Source organism: Parapedobacter sp. ISTM3 (assembly GCF_016533505.1).
Taxonomy (GTDB): Bacteria; Bacteroidota; Bacteroidia; order Sphingobacteriales; family Sphingobacteriaceae; genus Parapedobacter; species Parapedobacter luteus.
This window is the reverse complement of the sequence record NZ_JAENGN010000006.1, coordinates 60,848-81,190: the sequence shown is the minus strand read 5'-3', so window position 1 is coordinate 81,190 and position 20,343 is coordinate 60,848. Positions and strand designations below refer to the sequence as shown.

The following is a 20,343-nucleotide window of genomic DNA, read 5'->3' as shown; positions in this document are numbered from 1 at the left end:
CGCAATTAACTTTAGGTATAACAATTAAAAATGAACACAATGAACACACTCAAAAATTGGCTGATGGTTCTGTTTGTTGCCGTATGCTCGGGTGCGTACGCCCAACAACCTGATCTGGATGTACCGTATGTACCCACCAAACAAGAGACGGTAGAAGAGATGCTCAAACTTGCCGGTGTCAAGCCCGGTGACGTCGTCTATGATCTGGGATGTGGTGATGGACGGATAGTCATCACAGCTGCCCAGAAATTTGGTGCCACCGGAGTTGGCGTAGACCTTAATCCGCAACGCATCAAAGAAGCGAATGCAAATGCCAAAGCGGCAGGCGTCACAGACAAAGTGCGGTTTGTCGAAGGAAACTTGTTTGATTTCGATTTCAGCAAAGCAAACGTCGTAACCATGTACCTCCTGCCGTCGGTCAACCTAAAGCTTAGGCCAAAGCTGCAGAAAGAATTGAAACCGGGCAGCCGTATCGTATCGCACGACTTCGATATGGGCGATTGGCCGGCCGAGAAGACGATAGAAGTAGGTAGTGACACTATCTATTTGTGGACGATAGGTAATTAGCGCCAGCAAAAGCATTGATATAGATTGAGCGGCCTTTCCGTTGGCCGTTCAATCTATGTTAACTTGCTATTTCACCGCCAACAATGCTGTTCCAACCGGGTTAACGCGAATATTACAATCTTAAACCTAAAGATATCGATCAAAAACTGATAATTTGCGCCTGCAAATAATGTAATACTTTTCCTTAACCCCTATGTACAGAAAATACAACTTGGTATTCTTCATGTTTTTGGTAGTAAACGTAGGAATCGCACAAGAAAACCGTGAACAAGTAAAGGCAAACTACCAGCTCGCCGCCCGATTCTCACCAGACAAGCTGAGGCGCTTGATTTTTTCCACTTCTGTAAGCCCCAACTGGCTGAAAAACTCCAACCGCTTTTGGTATGTATATGAAACGTCCCAAGGAAAAAATTGGTATATCGTGGATCCCTCTGCCCGAAAGAAAGACGTTCTTTTTGATAATGCACAGCTTGCCGCTCAGCTGACACGAATAGTCAAAGATCCTTTCGATGCGCAGCATATCGATATCCGAAACCTGAAATTTACGGAGGACGAGCGCCGCATCCGCTTTGAAGTAAACAGTACCAAAGACACATTGAAAACCAAAGAAGAACGTGAGAAAAGTACCAATAAAACGGATTCCCTCAAGAAAAAAGTGTTTTACCTCGAATATGACTTACAAACCCGGCAATTGGTCGAGCTGGCCGATTCGTTGAAGCCCAAGCCGCACCTTTCCTGGGCGTCCTTCTCGCCGGATACCAACGCTGTAGTGTTTGCCAAAAACTACAACCTGTACTGGATGGACCGCGAAAATTACGAAAAAGCCCGAAAAGATGAGAAAGACAGCACCATCGTAGAACACCAGATTACTACAGATGGAATTCAATATTATGCTTGGGGTGGGGATGACCGCAGCGTCACCACCGGCGATGAAAAGAAAGACGAAGATGAGAAAAACCAACGCCGGCGCGCCGGTATCATCTGGTCACCCGATGGGCGCTATTTCCTCGTGACCCGTAAGGACAACCGCCATCTCAACTCCCTTTGGGTTATCAACAACGTAGGGAGCAAGCGTCCTACGCTGGAAACCTACAAATACCAAATGCCCGGTGAGCCGGACAGTACGGAACAGGAACTTCACCTCTTTGAGTTTGCCACCAAGAAGCCCCGCCGCATTGACGTGGCAGCATTTAAAAACCAAACACTCGCGGTATACACCAAGCGTCAACCCCGCAACAACCGTCCGGACGACATCCGTGTGAATACCTGGTTAGGTACCAATGAACAATTTTTCTTTTCCCGGAGTAGCCGTGATCTCAAACGCATTGATATCGGTACCGCCGCCATTGATGGAAGCGTAAAGATACTTATCGAAGAACGATCAAACACCTACCTGGACGTACAGCCACCGGAATTGGTTGGCAACGGACCGGAATTTGTGGTGTGGTCAGAACGCGACGGTTGGGGACATTATTACCTATATGACGGCAACGGGAACCTAAAAAACCAGATTACTTCCGGCGAGTTTTATTGTTCGGAAATCACCGGATTGGATGAAAAAACTCGCACCTTATACTTCGTAGCCAACGGCCGTGAGGCAAACGAAGACCCCTACTATCAACATTTGTACAGTATAAACCTGAATGGTAGCGGAATGAAATTGCTAAATGCCGGCAACTTCGACCATCAGGCCCTCATGGACGAAAACAGCCAATTTTTTGTAAACAATTATTCTCGGGTGAATACTACTCCGGAATCAGCTCTTTACAATAATGCTGGACAGCAAATCCTGAAGTTGGAAACAGCCGATTTGTCGCAGCTATTTGCCGCGGGATATAAATTTCCCGAGCCCTTCAAAGTCAAGGCTGATGATGGTATCACGGATTTATATGGCGTGATGTATAAACCGTTTGACTTTGACTCGACCCAAACCTACCCCCTTATTGAATACGTGTATCCGGGTCCGCAAACCGAGTCGGTAAACAAAGCCTTTGGGCGAAGCATGGACCGTATAGACCGTTTGGCGCAATTTGGCTTTGTAGTCATAACTGTAGGCAACCGGGGCGGACATCCTGCCCGATCAAAATGGTATCACACCTATGGCTATGGCAATTTGCGCGACTATGGTTTAGCCGACAAAAAAGCGGCGGCTGAGCAGTTGGCTGACCGTCATCCATTCATCGACATCAACCGGGTGGGCATTACTGGGCATTCCGGCGGCGGGTTCATGTCCACTGCGGCCATGCTGGTTTACCCGGATCTTTTCAAGGTAGCTGTTTCGGGTGCAGGCAACCACGAAAACAATATTTACAACCGGTGGTGGAGCGAGCGGCATCATGGCGTGACCGAACGCATATCTGCCAAGGGAGATACAACGTTTTCCTACGCGATCGAGAAAAACACCGAGCTGGCCAAAAACCTCAAGGGGCGCCTATTGCTGGCCACAGGGGATATCGACAACAACGTACATCCTGCCAACACCATCCGCATGGCTGAAGCGCTCATCAAAGCCAATAAACGCTTTGATTTCCTTTTACTGCCCGGGCAGCGTCACGGCTTTGGTGACATGACCGAGTATTTCTTCTGGAAGATGGGCGATTATTTCTGTAAGCACCTATTGGGTAATCACCAAGACGACGTAGACATTACCGAAATGAACCGGGAAATACCACGCCGGCGATAAGTGCTATGACGAAAGTGGATATTGCGTGTGATATTCATTAGGTTATGCTCCAATTAAGTTAGTGACACGAGAGCAGGTAAAATTGACTAATTCATATAAATAAATTTGATTATTGCAATAAGCATCTTATTTTTGGCGACTCTTTGTTGAAACCTATTTAACAATGAAACGTTTTGTAAACAATAATCGATTATAAATGGAATTTTTACAAGCAAATCTGATTTACCTGATTCCACTATTGGGTTTGGTAGGCATCATTGTGATGATTGTCAAGTCAGCATGGGTAAGCCGACAGGATGCCGGTGACGAAAATATGCGCTCGTTGGCCGGCCATATCGCCGAAGGTGCAATGGCTTTTCTAAAAGCAGAATGGAAAGTACTCTCCTATTTTGTGGTGATAGCGGCCATTTTGTTAGCATGGTCCGGCACCTTGGTGGAGACCTCCAGTTGGGTTATTGCAGTCTCATTCGTCATCGGTGCGGTTACATCGGCATTCGCGGGCTATATCGGCATGAACATCGCCACGAAGGCCAATGTCCGAACCACACAAGCCGCGAGAAGCGGCCTTGCGAAAGCCCTCAAGGTTTCCTTCACGGGCGGTACTGTAATGGGGCTCGGGGTTGCAGGTCTGGCGGTTTTGGGTATGGGGGCTTTATTTATCGTTTTTTATCAGATTTACGTCGTGAGCACTGGCGCCAGCGTCAACGGCCTTGAAATGGAAAAAGCGCTGGAGGTGTTGGCCGGTTTCTCGCTTGGAGCCGAATCCATTGCGTTATTTGCCCGCGTAGGCGGCGGCATTTATACGAAGGCTGCCGATGTGGGGGCCGACCTGGTCGGAAAGGTTGAAGCCGGAATCCCAGAGGATGATGTACGCAATCCCGCAACCATTGCGGACAACGTGGGTGACAATGTGGGAGACGTTGCCGGTATGGGCGCCGATCTTTTCGGCTCATATGTAGCCACCATACTAGCCACCATGGTTTTAGGACGGGAAATTGTGTCGGCCGATAGTTTCGGCGGTATAGCTCCAGTGCTGCTGCCTATCCTCATCGCTGGCTTGGGACTGATTTTCTCGATTGTTGGTGCGGCACTGGTAAAAGTCAACGATGATCAAGGCAATGTGCAGCAGGCGCTGAATCTCGGAAACTGGTCTTCTATCTTGTTTACAGCCTTGGCATCATACTTCGTGGTCGGTTGGTTGCTACCCGATCAATTGGCGCTGCGCGGCGTATCCTTTACTTCTCTGGATGTTTTCTTTGCCATCGTCGTGGGCCTCATCGTGGGAGCACTGATGAGTATTGTTACTGAATATTATACCGCTATGGGCAAGCGTCCGGTCGGATCCATTGTCAAACAATCATCTACAGGGCATGCCACCAACATTATCGGCGGCCTTTCCGTCGGCATGGAATCAACTGCAGTCCCTACCATTATCCTGGCCGCCGGCATCATTACATCGTATGCCTTTGCAGGCTTATATGGTGTAGCCATCGCTGCCGCCGGCATGATGGCAACTACCGCTATGCAACTGGCTATTGATGCGTTCGGTCCGATCGCCGACAATGCCGGGGGCATTGCCGAAATGAGCGGATTGCCGAAAGAAGTACGTGAGCGCACGGATAAACTGGATGCCGTGGGTAATACCACCGCAGCCACTGGAAAAGGGTTTGCCATTGCCTCGGCGGCGTTGACGGCGCTGGCCTTGTTTGCGGCATTTGTCGGTATTGCGGGCATCGATTCCATCGACCTATATAAAGCACCCGTATTGGGAGCGCTCTTTATCGGTGCGATGATTCCCTTTATTTTCTCTTCGTTGGCGATCGCTGCGGTGGGCCGTGCAGCTATGTCGATGGTAGAAGAAGTGCGGCGGCAGTTCCGGGAGATACCCGGCATCATGGAATATAAGGCGAAGCCCGAGTATGACAAGTGTGTTGCCATATCCACGAAGGCTTCCATCCGCGAAATGATATTACCCGGTGCAATTGCGCTGATTGTGCCAATATTGGTAGGGTTTGGCTTTAAAGGCGTATTCGAAGATACCTCCTCGGCCGAGATTCTTGGCGGGCTACTTGCTGGTGTCACAGTATCCGGCGTGTTACTGGGAATGTTCCAGAATAACGCAGGGGGTGCATGGGACAATGCTAAAAAGTCGTTTGAAGCAGGTGTAGAAATCAATGGCAAGATTGAATACAAGGGTTCTGATGCGCATAAGGCCTCGGTAACCGGCGACACCGTGGGCGACCCATTCAAGGATACTTCCGGCCCTTCTATGAATATCCTGATCAAGCTGATGTCAATTGTGTCGCTGATCATCGCACCACATATCAGTGTGAATGGCGGTGGCAATCATGTCAACGTCGATCTGAAAAAGCACATAGAAACGGAGTTTACAAAGGCAGAACAAACGCAAGCGCGCCCCATCAATCCCTACATCTACTAAATCGTGTTTGTGGGATAAGAAAAGTTATATAAATAGAGGGATTTGCTAGTGCAAATCCCTTTTTTGCATTAAAAAGCACAGCCGATATCAACAAAATCATTACATAGCTGCAGTAAGAAAAAAAAAGCCTTTATTTAAAAATAAAAATTTGTAGGTTTGGCCCCAACTAGCTGGAATGGCCTGAATTGCCAAAACAAAAATTGTATGTTATTTAAAAAATCGATTCCTACGTTAATTGCCGAAGCAGCGGAAAGCGGTGAAGGTACACTTAAACGGACATTATCAAGTAGTGGTTTGGTAGCATTGGGCGTTGGTGCCATTATCGGCGCCGGTCTTTTTTCCCTTACCGGGATAACAGCTGCAGAAAACGCGGGCCCTGCGGTCACGCTTTCATTTATTGTAGCGGCTGTAGGCTGCGCGTTTGCGGGACTTTGTTATGCGGAATTTGCCGCCATGATTCCAGTGGCAGGCAGTGCTTACACCTATTCATATGCCACCATGGGCGAGTTTGTAGCCTGGATCATTGGTTGGGACCTCGTGCTTGAGTATGCATTAGGTGCTGCGACGGTAGCTTCCAGTTGGTCCCAGTATTTCAATCAATTTTTGCTGGAGTTTGGGATTCATATTCCGCACAATTTCCTTCATGGCCCCTGGGAAGGTGGTGTGGTCAACCTTCCAGCCATCTTCATTGTATGCCTGCTCTCATTGTTGTTGATGCGCGGCACCCAAGAATCGTCGCTAGTCAACAACATTCTCGTGGTAGTGAAGGTAGCGGTTGTGTTGATTTTTATCGCATTGGGATGGAGTTTCATCGATCCGATCAACCACCAGCCGTTCATTCCGGTGAATGAGGGTGAAGAACTGGTCAAGTCCGGTCAGCTGGGATTCTTTGAGTTTTTTAAGAGCGACTATTTTGGCCATTTTGGCATTAGCGGCATCATGCGCGGTGCGGGGGTTGTTTTCTTCGCTTTCATCGGGTTTGATGCGGTGAGCACAGCGGCCCAAGAGGCTAAAAACCCACAGAAAGGCATGCCTATTGGCATCATCGGCTCGCTGTTGGTTTGCACCGTATTGTATGTATTATTTTCCTACGTGCTGACCGGCCTGGAAAACTACAAATTGTTTGCCGGTGACGCAAAGCCAGTTGCTACAGCCTTTGCAAAAACGGGGTATACGTTTCTTAATACCGCGTTAATCATCGCCATCCTGACCGGATACACATCTGTGATTTTGGTAATGCTGCTTGGTCAAAGCCGGGTATTCTATACCATGAGCAAGGATGGCTTGCTTCCCCGCTTCTTTTCCGACTTATCAAAAAGACAAACCCCTTGGAAAACCAATATCATATTCATGATATTTGTCAGCATCTTCACCGGATTTGTGCCGGTATCCGATTTGGGCCACATGGTAAGTATCGGGACGTTGTTTGCTTTTACGTTGGTCTGCATCGGAGTAATGGTGCTGCGAAAGGTTAACCCCGAAGCACCGCGGCCTTTCCGTACCCCGCTGGTACCGCTTATACCCATTCTCGGTATTATCGTGTGCATCGCGATGATGGCCTCACTTCCTATCGAAAGCTGGGAACGGCTGGCCATCTGGATGGCACTTGGTATCGTGATTTACTTCCTTTATGGTAAGCGACACAGTAAGATCCGGGCTGAAGTGGAAGCGGGGAAGTCGCAGGGGCCTACCGTTTAAGTCCTTTAGTCATATCTGTATAAAACTAAAAGCACCGTCTGATGAACAGGCGGTGCTTTTTTGTTCAATCGGCTGTATTCATCGGCTGTATTCAATCGACCGTTTTAATTTATGCGCTCCCAAAGACAGTCTATTGTCAAGAGCTATTCGGCGGCTTATTGGTATTACCACCTAGTTTAACATTACCTATAACTTATATCGGGAATAAAGGACCTGCGCCGATGCGTTTTATCATAACTTTTACGGGAGGTCTTCACAAATATAAAAGCGTCGCCTACAGGATTAGGCGGTGTTTTTGATATCCGTCAACCAGTTTATGACACAACTATACTAAGTGCGTTTGATATACTAAGTGCTTTTGAATCGAACCGGCCAAAAATGTATTCTATATTCAAAAAATCGCCCCGTTGAGAACTTCAACGAGGCGATTTTTTAAGGTCCACTACAAAAACAACAACCTAATTGAACGTATACCTTAGACCAAACTGCATGTAATAGGTCGATGTAATCGTCTCATTGAACCGGTTACGCTCAGTAATGATATCACCATTTGCAGCTCCTAATTGAAACCTCGGCTTTTCTGCACCGTTGGGATTAAACGAATTCATGCCTTGAGGCACGAGCAAGCCATTATTATTAATATGGTAAACTCCCCAAGATGGGTTGAGTAAATTCCCGACATTAAAGATATCCCAGAAAAACTCAAGCGAGTGGTTTACTCCACCTATGCCGTTAAACAGCTGTTGAGAAAGCCGAAAATCAAACTGGTGCCTCCAAGGCATTATTGCTCCGTTCCGTTCAGCATATTTGCCCCTGTTCTTGCTTAGGTATGGATCGTTTTCCAATAGATTCATGAAAATCTCAGCTTGTTGAGCAGCCGTATAAGCATTACCACTATAAGCAGAAACACCGGCTGGTATATCGACAAACTCAATTTCACTCAGGTCGCGAGGTATGTAAATCAGGTCGTTAACCTGACCATCCCTATTAAAGTCATTGGTATAATAATAGGAATATCTGCCTTGCTGCGATCCGCTGTAGAACAACGTCATCGATGTATTCAAATTACCGATCCACTTGTTTGTATAAGTAAGGGTACCGACGATACGATCTGGTAGTACATTATCGGTATAACCCAAAGTAGGGGCATTTGGGTTCCCGGTGTTCTGATAGGGTATTGACCATAGGTTGATAATCTGGTCGCCAGATCCATCACCGAAGTTCCTGGCACCGCTTCGAGTATAGGCCACCATGGCAGAAAAGCCATTGTGGAACTGCTTATTCAACTGTGCCATGATGGACCAATAGTGACCACCTTTCGCATTGTCCATCACAATGGTTTGGAATGCCCCAGTAGCATCAGCTGTAACCAGCCCTGCGCTATTTAACTTGTTGATATATTTATCGGCGTTGGGTGCTGGATATATATACCGATTATCTGGATACCCTTGGATATTCATTTGAACAGGATCCGCCAAATTCACATTGCGTGCGACGACACCATGGATATCTTTATTGTAGATACCCTCCAATGTAGCGACAATGCCGTAAGGCAATTTGTAATCTACGCCCAAGCTCGATTTCCACGTTTGTGGAAATTTAAGGTCGGGCGACATGGCAGATATGCTGGAAGGGATGGAGGTTCCGGCAGCTGGCAATGTTGATGGATATTGTGCTCTTGGGTTCGGGTCAAAGTAAGGTGTATTTTCCTTACCCGAGTAGGTTTGTAGAAACTGAAGCATACCGGCGTCGCCAGATTGGGCGACAATCCACACAAATGGGATACGCCCTGTGAACAATCCCGAACCACCTCGCAACTGCAAAGAACGATCCCCCAACACATCGTAATTGAATCCGAAACGCGGCGACACCATGACTCTGGCCTTTGGAAGAACACCCGTGTTAACCGTTTCCCCATTTGCGAACGTAAGTTGTGCCACCAGCGGGTGAGTTTGCACTTCGTCCACATTTGGATATGATGGTAGTTCCAAACGAACACCGCCTGTAAGCTTTAGCTTATTACTAACCGTAAACTCATCTTGCAAGTACAACGACCATTGATTGAACTTAAAGCTTGGGAAAGCCTGTGACCCATCCGCTGTTAAAGGGAACGTAAGTGCATAGTTGATTGGTTTTTCGTTATTAACGAAATCGTCCCACGATTCGAATACGTAATAGCCCGTACCAAAGCGCTGGAACCCATTTTTGGTCGTGCTGGTCTCAAATTGCAGGCCTCCCGTTAAATTATGACTACCGGCAATAAAACTCGCGTCATAGTTAACCGTATATGTTTCAACGTCCCTTAGGTTGCCATAAGTGAAGGGCTCATATCCGAATGTGGTTAGTACGGCTTCGCCATCTAATATATCCACTAATGGGAATGCCGAGCTGTTGGAACTACGCGGGTCATTTTGGTGCACATAGCTTGCGCGGAGAGAATGATTTAGGTTGCCTAACTTGCCGTTATACTCCAATGTACCGGAATAAAGATTCGCTTCTTGGAAATAGTTGGAGTTTGCAAAATGTAACGCATTGATACTTTGCCGATTCGTCGATCCACCAAAGCTAATTCCCGAATTCGAAGTAGATGAACTTACCTGAAAAGGTGTCTTGCTCTCCACTTGGCTGTAACGAACATTCAACTTATGGTTTTCAGCAATATTCCAATCCAAACGAGCAAACAGCTTATCATTGTTGCTTTTGTTCGAATACCCTTGATAAGGACCTGTTTGATATCCATAATTATCCAAAAGGTACTGGCTTACGCCATCCAAAAATTCAGCAGTAGGACGTGCTATATTGGTCGCCGAATTAAACGGTGCCCCTGGAGTGGCTGCCACCTTATTCGGACCTGGTTCCGTGGTTTTATTCTGCTCGACATTTACAAAGAAAAACAGCTTGTTTTTAATAATTGGCCCCCCTAAGCTAACCCCAAATTGCTCTATCTTTAAGTCATTTATATTAGTGGTAACGTCATTGATCCTTACGCCTTGCTGTCTATCCGAACGTCCTGTATAAAATGCAGTGCCAAAAAAATCGTTCCTGCCTGACCGGGTAACCGCATTGATGGCTGCTCCTGTAAAGCCTGATTGGCGCACATCGTAAGGAGTGACATTAATGCTGATTTGCTCTAAAGCGTCCAGTGAGATAGGCGATCCGCCGGCCGGAACGTTCTGTCCAATACCGAACTGGTTATTGAAATTAGCACCATCCACCATAAAATTGTTTGACCGATAGTTTCCGCCGCCAATTGCTGTTCCGTTAGCCTGAGGGGTCAAGCGGGTTAAATCGTTAACACTTCGGTTGATAGAAGGTAGCCTATCGATGTCGGTTCTACCGACTGTCGTTGTAGCACCTGTGCGGTCACTATTCATCAATGCGCCACGCCCGGCCGTAACGGTTACCTCATCCAATGTCGTACTGCCATCCGAAAAAACGACATTCAACACGTAAGGCTGTCCCAATTGCAGGAAAATATCTTCGTAAATCTCCGGTGATTGCCCCACGTACGTCACTTCAACCCGATATGGTCCTCCTACCCGCATGTTTGCGAGGTTGAAACGGCCGCTTTCCGTTGAGGTACCCGTGTAAACCGTACCACTTGGCACGTGGGTTGCTTTTACAGTGGCACCAGCCGTTGGCTGACCGCCGACTTGGGACACCGAACCTGTCATACTACTGGTTGTTACTTGTGCATGCACAAAGGAAATAACAATCAGCATTAAGGACGTCATAAGTAAAGACTTCTTCATGTGATTTGTTTTTGGGTAAACAACTAATTGCTTTATTTTTAAGCAAAAGTAAAAAGCCTATCTTAATTTTAGCACACAATCATGTTAACAAAATATTAACATAACATACAAAAATATCCATGTTAACAATAAAGTAGAATAAAAACAGGAAAAATCGTTCAGAATACGTGAGTTTTGGCTAATTCACATAAAAAATAGGACGAGGTCCGCTTGTTAAGATTAAAACTCTGACAAAAAGAGCAGATTTAGCCACCATTTTTAGCCGCCGCGCTTAGCTGTTATGAATTATAATAAAATTCCTCCACATAACTGAGATTCATCATCTCATTGTTAAATTGCTGTAAGGTCTTCCGGTCGGCCGTGAGTTCAAACACTACGGACAACCTGCGCGCCCGCTTGCTGACCGTTTTACGTACATATTTAATACGATGCTTGTCCATTTGTCGTTTTAATTCTTCCAGGTTGTTGACGTCCATGTCTTGAAAGACGATAAACAGGGTACGGGTTAGAAACAGCCGTTCCATGGCCCCTTCCACTTTATTGAAAACCGAGAGCACGACAACCGTGATGACCGACAGCGAGAGTGAAAGCCCATAATATCCAATTCCGGCCGCCATACCAATACCCGCTACCATCCAAATTACCGCTGCTGTCGTCAGCCCCATGACGGAAAATTTGTCTTTAAAGATTACCCCGGCGCCGATAAAGCCAATACCGGTAATGATGTTTGCTGCAATCCTATCGTCGCTACCCACACCATAGCGCGATGCAATGGTAAAAGCTGTCGCCCCCAGGCAAATCAATACAATGGTACGAAAACCCGCGGACTTGTTTTTGTATTCCCGTTCCAGTCCAACCAAACTGCCGGAAAGTACGGAAACTCCAATAGCAACCAAATCGTTATTTTCAGGCAAAAATTCCATTTTGTGTTCGGTGAACCCGCTGTTAGACTAAATACGCATATGTAATTCCTTCACCTCCCCTATCCGGGTGTTCGTCCTCCATCCTCGTCACTTCGCCGTACTTGCGTAAATACTCCCGGATAAACTTGCGCAAAATCCCGTCGCCCTTACCATGCACGATTTTCAAGCTCGGGAAGCCCATCATTACCGCTTTATCTAAAAATTTTTCAATTTCGTATAGTGCTGCTTCCGTGCGCATGCCACGCACATCGACCTCAGGCCGGAAACTGGCCACGTCATCGGCAATCCTGGTTTGATGGGGCTGGCGCGAGCGTGTCGGTTCATCCTTCTTGGCTATGCGGATGACATTTGACCGCTTCTGTACGGTGCGCAATTCGCCCATGGCCAGTACCACGTTATTTTTAGCTATACTGATCACCTGTGCTTCATTGTCCGTGCCCAATATCTTCACCCAATCACCTACCTTGATAGCAACCGCTTCGACGGGATTTTGTTTGGCTTTAGGCTGTATGTTAGCCCTTTCAGTATGTTTGTGCAATTCTGCATCCAGTTGTTGGCGCAACGCCTTGGTTTTCGTTTTCTCCGCTTGGCTCTCCCTGATGCCTGATATTGTATTTTCGACCAGCTTATTGGCATTCCGGATAATGTCGCGCGCTTCTTCCCGTGCTTTGCTAATAATTGTCTTCTTGTTTTCTTCCAGATATGCCTGCAATTGCTCGTTCTCCGCCTTTAACCTGCTGAGTTGTTTTTCTTTTTGGGCAATAGCAATTTTCGCTTCATAGACTTCCTTTTTGTCGCGTTCTAAATCAACCAATAGTGTATCCACACGTTTTTGTTGGTCGCCTATTTTTTGCCTCGCAGCCTGCAAAATGGTTTCGCCCAATCCAATTTTCTGGGCGATTTCGAAGGCGTAAGAACTGCCGGGTTTGCCTGTTTGCAGAATGTACAGTGGTCGCATTGCTACATTGTCAAAAAGCATGGACGCATTTTCGATTCCTTCCGTATTACTGGCGAAAACCTTTAGGTTGGAATAATGGGTGGTCACTACCCCCCTTACTTTCTTCCGATTGAGCACTTCCAGTACGGCCTCCGCAATAGGTCCGCCGAAAAGCGGATCGGTGCCCGTGCCAAACTCATCGATGAGTACCAATGTTTTTGCATCAGCGTGTTCGGAGAAATATTTCATCTTTGACAGGTGAGCACTATACGTGCTAAGATCGCTTTCAATGGATTGATCATCCCCAATATCTGCAAACAGTTGCTTGAATATACCTACTTTGGAAGTGGCATCTGCGGGAATGAGTAACCCCGACTGAACCATCAACTGCAATAGTCCGATGGTTTTCATACATACGGACTTCCCGCCCGCATTCGGCCCCGACACGACAATGATGCGCTGCCGATCGTCTATATGTACATTGAGCGGCACGACCGATTGCTGGCTTTCGCGTAGCGTCAACAACAGCAGGGGGTGCCGCGCAGCAACAAGGGAAATAGAAGCATCTTTACCCAATTCGGGCATATGCCCATCGATATCAATGGCAAACAGTGCTTTGGCTCGCACAAAATCGACCTTGCTCAACAGGTTGTGATAGGCGATCAGTAGCGGCACGTGAGGCCGCAATTCATCCGTTAGCTCGGTTAATATACGAACAATCTCGCGCCGCTTGTCAAATTCAAGATCTCGCACCTTATTGTTCAGATGAAATACTTCTTCAGGCTCAATGTAAGCCGTTTGGCCAGTGGCTGACTCATCGTGTATCCAGCCCTTTATTTTGCGTTTGCTCTCGGCGAGGATGGGAATGCATAACCGGCCATCGCGAACAGTCAAATTGCCGTCTGCCGTCCATCCATTTTGCTGCGCCGTCCGGAATACCTGGTCGATGCGCTTCCGGGCCTCCTGTTCGGCCTTTGTAATGCCTGAAATAATTTCAGCGAGTATGGGCGAGGCATTAGGCTTGACCCTGCCTTTTGCGTCAATGACCTGCTCAATCGCTGACACGATGTTCTTCTCAATGGGCAAGTGTTCAAACAACGCTTCCAGATTGGGATACTGGCCACTTCGCTCATTGAAATACCGGATAACGGCAAAAACGGTCTTGAGAGAAAGCAATATCGCAAAAAACTCGTCTTCTGCCAAGAACGTACCGACAATCCTTGCTTTCTCTGCCAATGGTCGTATGGGATGGAGGTGATCCACAGGAAGTGGTGCGTCATTAATAAGCAGCTCTTTAAACTCATGAGCCTGTCTTAGAAACTTATCAACCTGATCAAATCGCGTTTGTGGCGATATCTTATTGACCATCTCCATCCCCGGTTCACTCAGGCATTTTGCTTTGATTAAAGCCTTTATATCGGCAAAACCAAGCTTCTCGATCGCATTATCTGGGTAAATCATGCTCATTTTATCTTTTCAATTGGCCGCAATACGGGCGAGGCCTCTGTTGATTTTGCCTGGGGCTGGGGAGGCCTTGGAGATTCGCCGCGTGGCATGACCTTATTTTGACCTTCAATGGCCATCTGGGACAAACCAATCGACTCCAATAGTCTATCGTGGAGCATTTCGTGAGTGATCGGATGGGGTGCTCCATAAATACTGTCCGGAGCGTGAAGGAAAAGCAGAAAGCGCTTGCGTTTAAAATCCAGTGAGTCTGAGGCTATTCGTTGCAAGCTATCCAATCGCCTGACATTAATGATTGAATCTGCCCGCCGCTGCAGGTTGTACTTTTCTTCCACCGCCTTCTGTTCAGCAAGGTTAAGTGCTTCCAATCTTTTTTCTACCGTTATATAAAGCTCATTCATTATACGCGGCCGCGTCGAATAATATTCAACACTCCGTCTAAACACGGCTGAATCGATTCCCCACCGGTCGAAAATCGCTTGGTAATAGGAGTCGCGATAGGCACGCGCTGAATCAATTGGCATGGCCATCAACTGCCCATCCGCCAAATGTACATCCAACAGTACATCGGGCATCCTTTTAGACGGAATGATTCCATCCGGGATTTTCTCCCCGCAGGAGATGCACAAAAACAAAATCGTAATTCCGGTAAGCAGCCGTTGCATTCTTTTTATTCTATCCCCTTCAACCTCCCTTTTGGTGGAAACCCACGGGTTTTGTAGTTTTGTGCAAACTTAGACAAATTGCCAATGAAAAGCAATTTGCCAATCACCCGTCAACCATTGAGGGAAAACGTTAAAGATAGCTAACAGAAACAAAAATAAAGCCGGATTCATGGATATCGCTGACCAGATAAAAACGATTCAAGAAGAACTCAAACGGTTAGATGTGGCACTCGTCGCCGTTTCAAAAACCAAAACACCTGAAGAAATATTGACAGCCTACCATGCGGGGCAACGGGCTTTCGGCGAAAACATGGTACAAGAGCTCGTTGCAAAATATGATGTGCTGCCCAAAGATATTGAGTGGCATCTTATTGGCCATCTACAAAGCAACAAGGTGAAATATGTAGCGCCTTTCATTACCTTGATTCACTCCGTAGACAGCCTGAAGCTTTTGAAGGAGATAAACAAGCAGGCTCAAAAATATAACCGTACCATTGGCTGTCTCTTGCAGGTACATATCGCAACGGAAGACACTAAATTTGGGCTTGACCACGTGGAGCTCATCGAGTTATTGCGATCGACGGAATTTGCGCAATTAACGCATATACGGATTAAAGGGTTGATGGGCATCGCTACAAATACGCCCAATCAGAAGGAAATCAAAGAAGAATTCCATGAGCTAAAGTCTTTGTTTGACGGCATAAAGGTAAGCTTTTTTAAAGACGACGCGCACTTTGATACCCTTTCGATGGGCATGTCGGCTGACTACAAACTTGCAATTGAGCAAGGCAGCACCATGGTGCGGTTAGGAAGTACAATCTTCGGTAACCGGTGATGAATGGCAGGGAAGCAGGCAAATAAAATGAACATCACGATACGCAAAGCCAACGCTGCTGACTGCCCGCAGATGCTGGAGCTCATCAAGGAGCTGGCAGCTTACGAAAACGCTCCGGACGAGGTGACCGTAAGTATGGAGGAATTTATCGATGCCGGCTTTGGTGACGTGCCCGTATGGGAAGCGTTTGTAGCCGATGTGGCGGGGCAATTGGTGGGCATGTCGCTTTTCTATGTCCGTTATTCTACCTGGAAAGGCCGCCGACTTTATCTTGAAGACATCATCGTCACGGCGCAGATGCGTGGCAAGGGTATCGGCGGGTTATTGTTTGATGCGACCAGAGAACTATGCCGCGCACGGCAATATTGCGGTATGGTATGGCAAGTACTAGAATGGAATGAACCCGCCATCAATTTCTATAAAAAATATGGTGCGTCTTTTGATGGAGAATGGGTCAATGTGTCACTGGAAGTAAACAATAATAATGGCAAAATCAATGAAGCTACGTAACTTATATCTACTCAGCACAGTGCTGTTGAGTGCATGCCAGAACCATACGGATACGAAGGGAACGACAGCCAATAGTGCCGCTTCCGACACGCTGGAATACGAATACGAACACTACATAAAATACAGTTCGAACCTGGTCAAGACCAGTGAAACAACGGATACAACGTATTTCACCGTGTCCTATCCCAGGTTTCAGGACTCCGTCGTCAACCGCTTCGTCCTGGCAGCGGTCTTAGGGAGCGACACGGCCACCGTAGAGGGGGCTGCTCAAACGTTCATCAGTGAATTTGACGATTTTCATGCCTCCGATCCCTTCCCCCGGGTATGGACTTCCGAATCGCATGCCAAAGTGTACCGGATCACACCGTCGTACTTAGAACTGATAATCAATGCTTCTAGTTATACAGGTGGTGCCCACGGCAATTATGCTACCGTCTTTGTTCATTATGACCTCACAGACCGCTCATTTCTGGGATTGGATGATGTTGTGGCCAAAACTTTCCAAAACGAATTGGCCGCGGTAGCCGAACGTTATTTCAGAAAACAGGAAAACCTGGACGTCAACCAATCGCTTGAAGACCGGTATTTTTTTGATCAAGGACGCTTCAGCCTGCCCGATAACTTTGCCTTAGAGCGGGACAGCATGCTGTTTCTCTACAATATCTATGAGATTAAGCCTTACGTGGATGGTCAAACGGAATTGCGCGTCCCCTATCGTGAAATCGAACGCCTTCTCACCAACCGGGCGAAGCGTATCATCGCTGAATTAAACATGCAAAATCATTAACCTTAAATGCAAGTATTCAAATTTGGAGGCGCATCTGTCAAAGACGCCGAAGGTGTAGTAAACTTGGGCCGCATCGTCGCCGCTTATCAACCGAGCAAGCTGCTTATTGTCGTCTCCGCCATGGGTAAGACCACGAACCTGCTGGAGCAATTAACCTTAAGTTATTTCAACAAACAAGACGACACATTCGGCCTGTTGGAACAAGCGAAGCAATATCATGCTTCGATTGTGCGGGCCTTGTTTACCGACACCAGTCATCCGGTCTACAATGAGGTCTCCAATCGTTTTGTGGAGATCGAATGGATATTGGAAGAAGCACCGGCGGATCCATATGATTACCTATATGACCAGATCGTGTCGGTAGGCGAGCTTGTTTCTACCACCATCGTCAGCCACTATTTAAATCACATCGGGATAGCAAACAAATGGCTGGATGCCCGTGACTACATCGCTACAGACAACACGCATCGCGAAGGGAAAGTAGACTGGCACGTCACCAGAGAACGCGTCCAACGGGACCTTCCACAGTTGCTTGAAAACCAGCTTGCTGTTACGCAAGGTTTTATCGGCTCAACTTCGGAAAACTTCACGACCACGTTGGGACGGGAAGGGTCGGATTATTCAGCGGCCATTTTTGCAGCGAGTCTCGAGGCCGAAAGTGTAACGATCTGGAAAGATGTACCAGGTGTACTAAACGCAGATCCCAAATGGTTCGACGAAACGCAGTTAATCCCCGAGCTTTCTTACCTGGACGCCATTGAATTGACTTATTACGGAGCCACCGTTATCCATCCAAAGACCATCAAGCCGTTACAAAACAAGAATATACCACTTTATGTCAAGTCGTTCATAGACATTGAAAACGGAGGCACACAGATATGTGGGACTGACGGCCCGCTGCCCGTACCATCATTTATTTTTAAGGTCAACCAGGTGTTGATTTCCATACTTCCGAAGGACTTTTCATTCATTGTTGAAGACAATTTGAGCGATATCTTCAGCCGCTTCCATCAACACAAAATCAAAGTCAACATGATGCACAACAGTGCCGTGAATTTCTCGGTAAGTGTGGATGACACGGGAGACAATGTCAACATGCTGTTGCATGATCTCAAAGCCCGATATGAAGTACAATGCCAGAACGGATTGGAACTGATTACCATTCGCCACTATAACCAAGAAACGATAGATCGGGTACTGGTCAACAAAGCGATTATCATGGAACTGAAAGACCGGTACACTTGTCAGCTTTTGGTTCGCAAACTGGACGGATAATCCTTACCTTTGCTGCTATGACTACGACGAAGAATACCATGATGACATTAACTGGAACACTGTTATTGCTGGCTATGCTTTCATGCGGAAACAGCACCAAGCCGATTGAAGCGCAAACAGAAGATACCCAAGCTGCCGCCTCCGCTGCGGCACATGCAACCGACGTCAATCCGGTATCGGCCGCCCCGCAACCGGCTACGCCATCCGCTTCGCCCCAGCCCGCACAGACCATTCCCGACTTTACGTTTTATATGCTCCGTAGCGGCATCCGCTTCACTAAGCAAGATCTCGCCAAGAAGGGGAATATCGTCTTTATCCTGTTCGATCCAACCTGTGGCCACTGCCAGCATGAAGCAAAGCATATTGGCGAACGTTATGATCAAGTGAAAGATGCAAATTTTTACTTTGTATCCATGAACGATCCGGCCTTGATGGCGTCCTTTCTGGAAACCCATGCAAAACCCTTGGTGGGAAAGGCCAATGTAGAATTGTTATATGACCGCAACGCAGATTTCATCAACAAATTTCATATTCCGTCACAGTACCCGGCCGTATATATATACGGAAATAACGGCCAGCTGAAAGACCATTGGGACGGTGAGCGCGATATTGACAAAGTGATTGCCGCTATCCGGAATTAAGCGTCGGTTCTTTCCTTCCTGCTGGCAAGGGTCAAGGGAATGGAAAGCAGCGCTATCGACAAACCAGACGCCATAATGCGTGTCTTGCTCCGGTGGATAAGCGAGCCCCAGAAACCGTATTTATTTGGCAACATAATGAGTAGGTCGGCATTGATATTAATCAATTCGTTTTGTATGGCTTTGATTACCGCATTGGACGCTACATCCTTATAATAATACGTCACGCCTTCCAACCCTTCCCCGAAGGCAGCTATTGTTTGATCGTCGATACCTTCGTCCTGAATCCTCCGGATTTGATTATTCACGTGAAAAATCTCCACCGATGCCTTCATGCCCAAAGCCAACGTTTTGACCTCCTGTAAGATCACCTGATGGACTCCCTGCAGGTTGTCGCAGGCAAACAGGATCCGATCGACACCCTTAAATTTTGCCCCGTATGGAACAGCCAATACCGGAAACTTAAACTGATGAATCAATGCCGTCGTCGTGTTTCCAAGCAAATCCTGCTCCAACGACTTTGCCGCCATTCCCATGACCAGTAAGCTGGCATCATAGGTGGCAAAGAGGTGCTCAATTTCCTCGCCCATGTCACCCATCACGCTAAGGTAACTCAATACTGGAATAGCATAGGCGTCGCTCAATGCCGCAGCGCGGCTGGCCAACCGTTCCTTGGTGCGGTTAGCGGATTGATCAAAAGCTTGCGGAGAAAGCCGCGCATTGGAGACGTGGATAGATGGTACGTATAGATTGAAAAGTACAATTTTGCCCCCTATTTGTTGGATTAATGCTGCTGCATAGTCCACGGCATTCTCGGCTTCCTTAGAAAAGTCAGTAGCTACGATAATGGTTTTCATGTATCAAAATGGAATTTCGGTAAAGGTAATTCCATTTGATAGAAAAACGAACGTCCAATGTCATTCCATTGTTAATTTCCAACGCTATGTTTTGGAGTTGTGCTTGGTTGGAGGTTGTTCGCTGTATTTCCTGGTTGTCGCTGGATTCGCCAAATCAGCTTCATCCTTGTCATAGCGTTTGTCTTCTGATCGTTTGACGACCTGTTTATCCTTTTTGAGATTCTGCTTTGAATCGCTCGGCTTTAGTTCTTCATGCTTTCCCATATGTCAGGAAAACAGCCGGAAGTAACGATTTGTTTTAGGGAATGATTG

Annotated in this window: 15 protein-coding genes; 9 read left to right on the top strand and 6 right to left on the bottom strand. The window is 47.1% G+C overall.

Features of this window, described 5'->3' with window-relative positions; genetic code table 11:
* Nucleotides 1-39 precede the first annotated feature (39 nt).
* From JHJ32_RS10040 to JHJ32_RS10025, 4 genes are all read left to right on the top strand, one after another.
* A complete protein-coding gene (locus JHJ32_RS10040; RefSeq protein ID WP_233632584.1) occupies nt 40-567 on the top strand; it encodes a cyclopropane-fatty-acyl-phospholipid synthase family protein in 528 nt (175 codons plus the stop codon).
* A gap of 193 nt (nt 568-760) precedes the next feature.
* The gene (locus JHJ32_RS10035) at nt 761-3,250 is read left to right on the top strand and encodes a DPP IV N-terminal domain-containing protein (protein WP_200120884.1); all 2,490 of its coding nucleotides are present in this window, start codon (nt 761-763) and stop codon (nt 3,248-3,250) included.
* A 196-nt stretch (nt 3,251-3,446) separates the two neighbouring features.
* Nucleotides 3,447-5,690 carry a sodium-translocating pyrophosphatase gene (locus JHJ32_RS10030; RefSeq protein ID WP_079715827.1) on the top strand — a complete coding sequence of 748 codons (2,244 nt, stop codon included), beginning with the start codon at nt 3,447-3,449 and terminating at the stop codon, nt 5,688-5,690.
* Between the two features lie 204 nt (nt 5,691-5,894).
* Nucleotides 5,895-7,388 (top strand): amino acid permease, encoded by a 1,494-nt coding sequence (locus tag JHJ32_RS10025; RefSeq protein ID WP_200120883.1) that lies wholly within the window; start codon nt 5,895-5,897, stop codon nt 7,386-7,388.
* A gap of 458 nt (nt 7,389-7,846) precedes the next feature.
* Here JHJ32_RS10025 and JHJ32_RS10020 read toward each other — a convergent pair whose 3' ends face one another.
* The 4 genes from JHJ32_RS10020 to JHJ32_RS10005 form a co-directional block, all read right to left on the bottom strand.
* Entirely contained in the window at nt 7,847-11,140 is a 3,294-nt protein-coding gene (locus tag JHJ32_RS10020) for a carboxypeptidase regulatory-like domain-containing protein (RefSeq protein ID WP_200120882.1), read from the bottom strand.
* A 278-nt stretch (nt 11,141-11,418) separates the two neighbouring features.
* The gene (locus tag JHJ32_RS10015) at nt 11,419-12,054 is read right to left on the bottom strand and encodes an MgtC/SapB family protein (protein ID WP_176146109.1); all 636 of its coding nucleotides are present in this window, start codon (nt 12,052-12,054) and stop codon (nt 11,419-11,421) included.
* Between the two features lie 31 nt (nt 12,055-12,085).
* A complete protein-coding gene (locus JHJ32_RS10010) occupies nt 12,086-14,461 on the bottom strand; it encodes an endonuclease MutS2 (RefSeq protein WP_200120989.1) in 2,376 nt (791 codons plus the stop codon).
* A 2-nt stretch (nt 14,462-14,463) separates the two neighbouring features.
* The gene (locus JHJ32_RS10005; protein ID WP_200120881.1) at nt 14,464-15,129 is read right to left on the bottom strand and encodes a DUF4296 domain-containing protein; all 666 of its coding nucleotides are present in this window, start codon (nt 15,127-15,129) and stop codon (nt 14,464-14,466) included.
* A 169-nt stretch (nt 15,130-15,298) separates the two neighbouring features.
* Here JHJ32_RS10005 and JHJ32_RS10000 point away from each other — a divergent pair, with 169 nt between their 5' ends.
* From JHJ32_RS10000 to JHJ32_RS09980, 5 genes are read left to right on the top strand one after another with little or no spacing between them, the layout of a single operon-like run.
* On the top strand, nt 15,299-15,964 hold the full coding sequence (locus JHJ32_RS10000; protein ID WP_079715821.1) for a YggS family pyridoxal phosphate-dependent enzyme: 666 nt from the start codon (nt 15,299-15,301) through the stop codon (nt 15,962-15,964).
* 27 nt (nt 15,965-15,991) lie between these two features.
* Complete coding sequence (locus JHJ32_RS09995; protein ID WP_079716032.1) at nt 15,992-16,474, top strand: GNAT family N-acetyltransferase; 483 nt, start codon at nt 15,992-15,994, stop codon at nt 16,472-16,474.
* Nucleotides 16,461-17,261: a DUF3298 and DUF4163 domain-containing protein gene (locus JHJ32_RS09990; protein ID WP_200120880.1), complete on the top strand. Its 801-nt coding sequence runs from the start codon at nt 16,461-16,463 to the stop codon at nt 17,259-17,261. Before JHJ32_RS09995 ends, JHJ32_RS09990 begins: the two co-directional genes overlap by 14 nt.
* Before the next feature lie 6 nt (nt 17,262-17,267).
* Nucleotides 17,268-18,536 carry an aspartate kinase gene (locus tag JHJ32_RS09985; protein WP_200120879.1) on the top strand — a complete coding sequence of 423 codons (1,269 nt, stop codon included), beginning with the start codon at nt 17,268-17,270 and terminating at the stop codon, nt 18,534-18,536.
* A 17-nt stretch (nt 18,537-18,553) separates the two neighbouring features.
* Nucleotides 18,554-19,177: a redoxin domain-containing protein gene (locus tag JHJ32_RS09980; protein ID WP_233632583.1), complete on the top strand. Its 624-nt coding sequence runs from the start codon at nt 18,554-18,556 to the stop codon at nt 19,175-19,177.
* Here the strand turns inward: JHJ32_RS09980 and JHJ32_RS09975 are convergent.
* Nucleotides 19,174-20,031, bottom strand: a complete 858-nt coding sequence (locus JHJ32_RS09975; RefSeq protein ID WP_079715817.1) for a universal stress protein — start codon at nt 20,029-20,031, stop codon at nt 19,174-19,176. The genes JHJ32_RS09980 and JHJ32_RS09975 overlap by 4 nt on opposite strands.
* A gap of 84 nt (nt 20,032-20,115) precedes the next feature.
* Nucleotides 20,116-20,295, bottom strand: coding sequence for a hypothetical protein (locus tag JHJ32_RS09970; protein WP_200120878.1), 180 nt, complete (start codon nt 20,293-20,295; stop codon nt 20,116-20,118).
* Between the last annotated feature and the right edge of the window lie 48 nt (nt 20,296-20,343).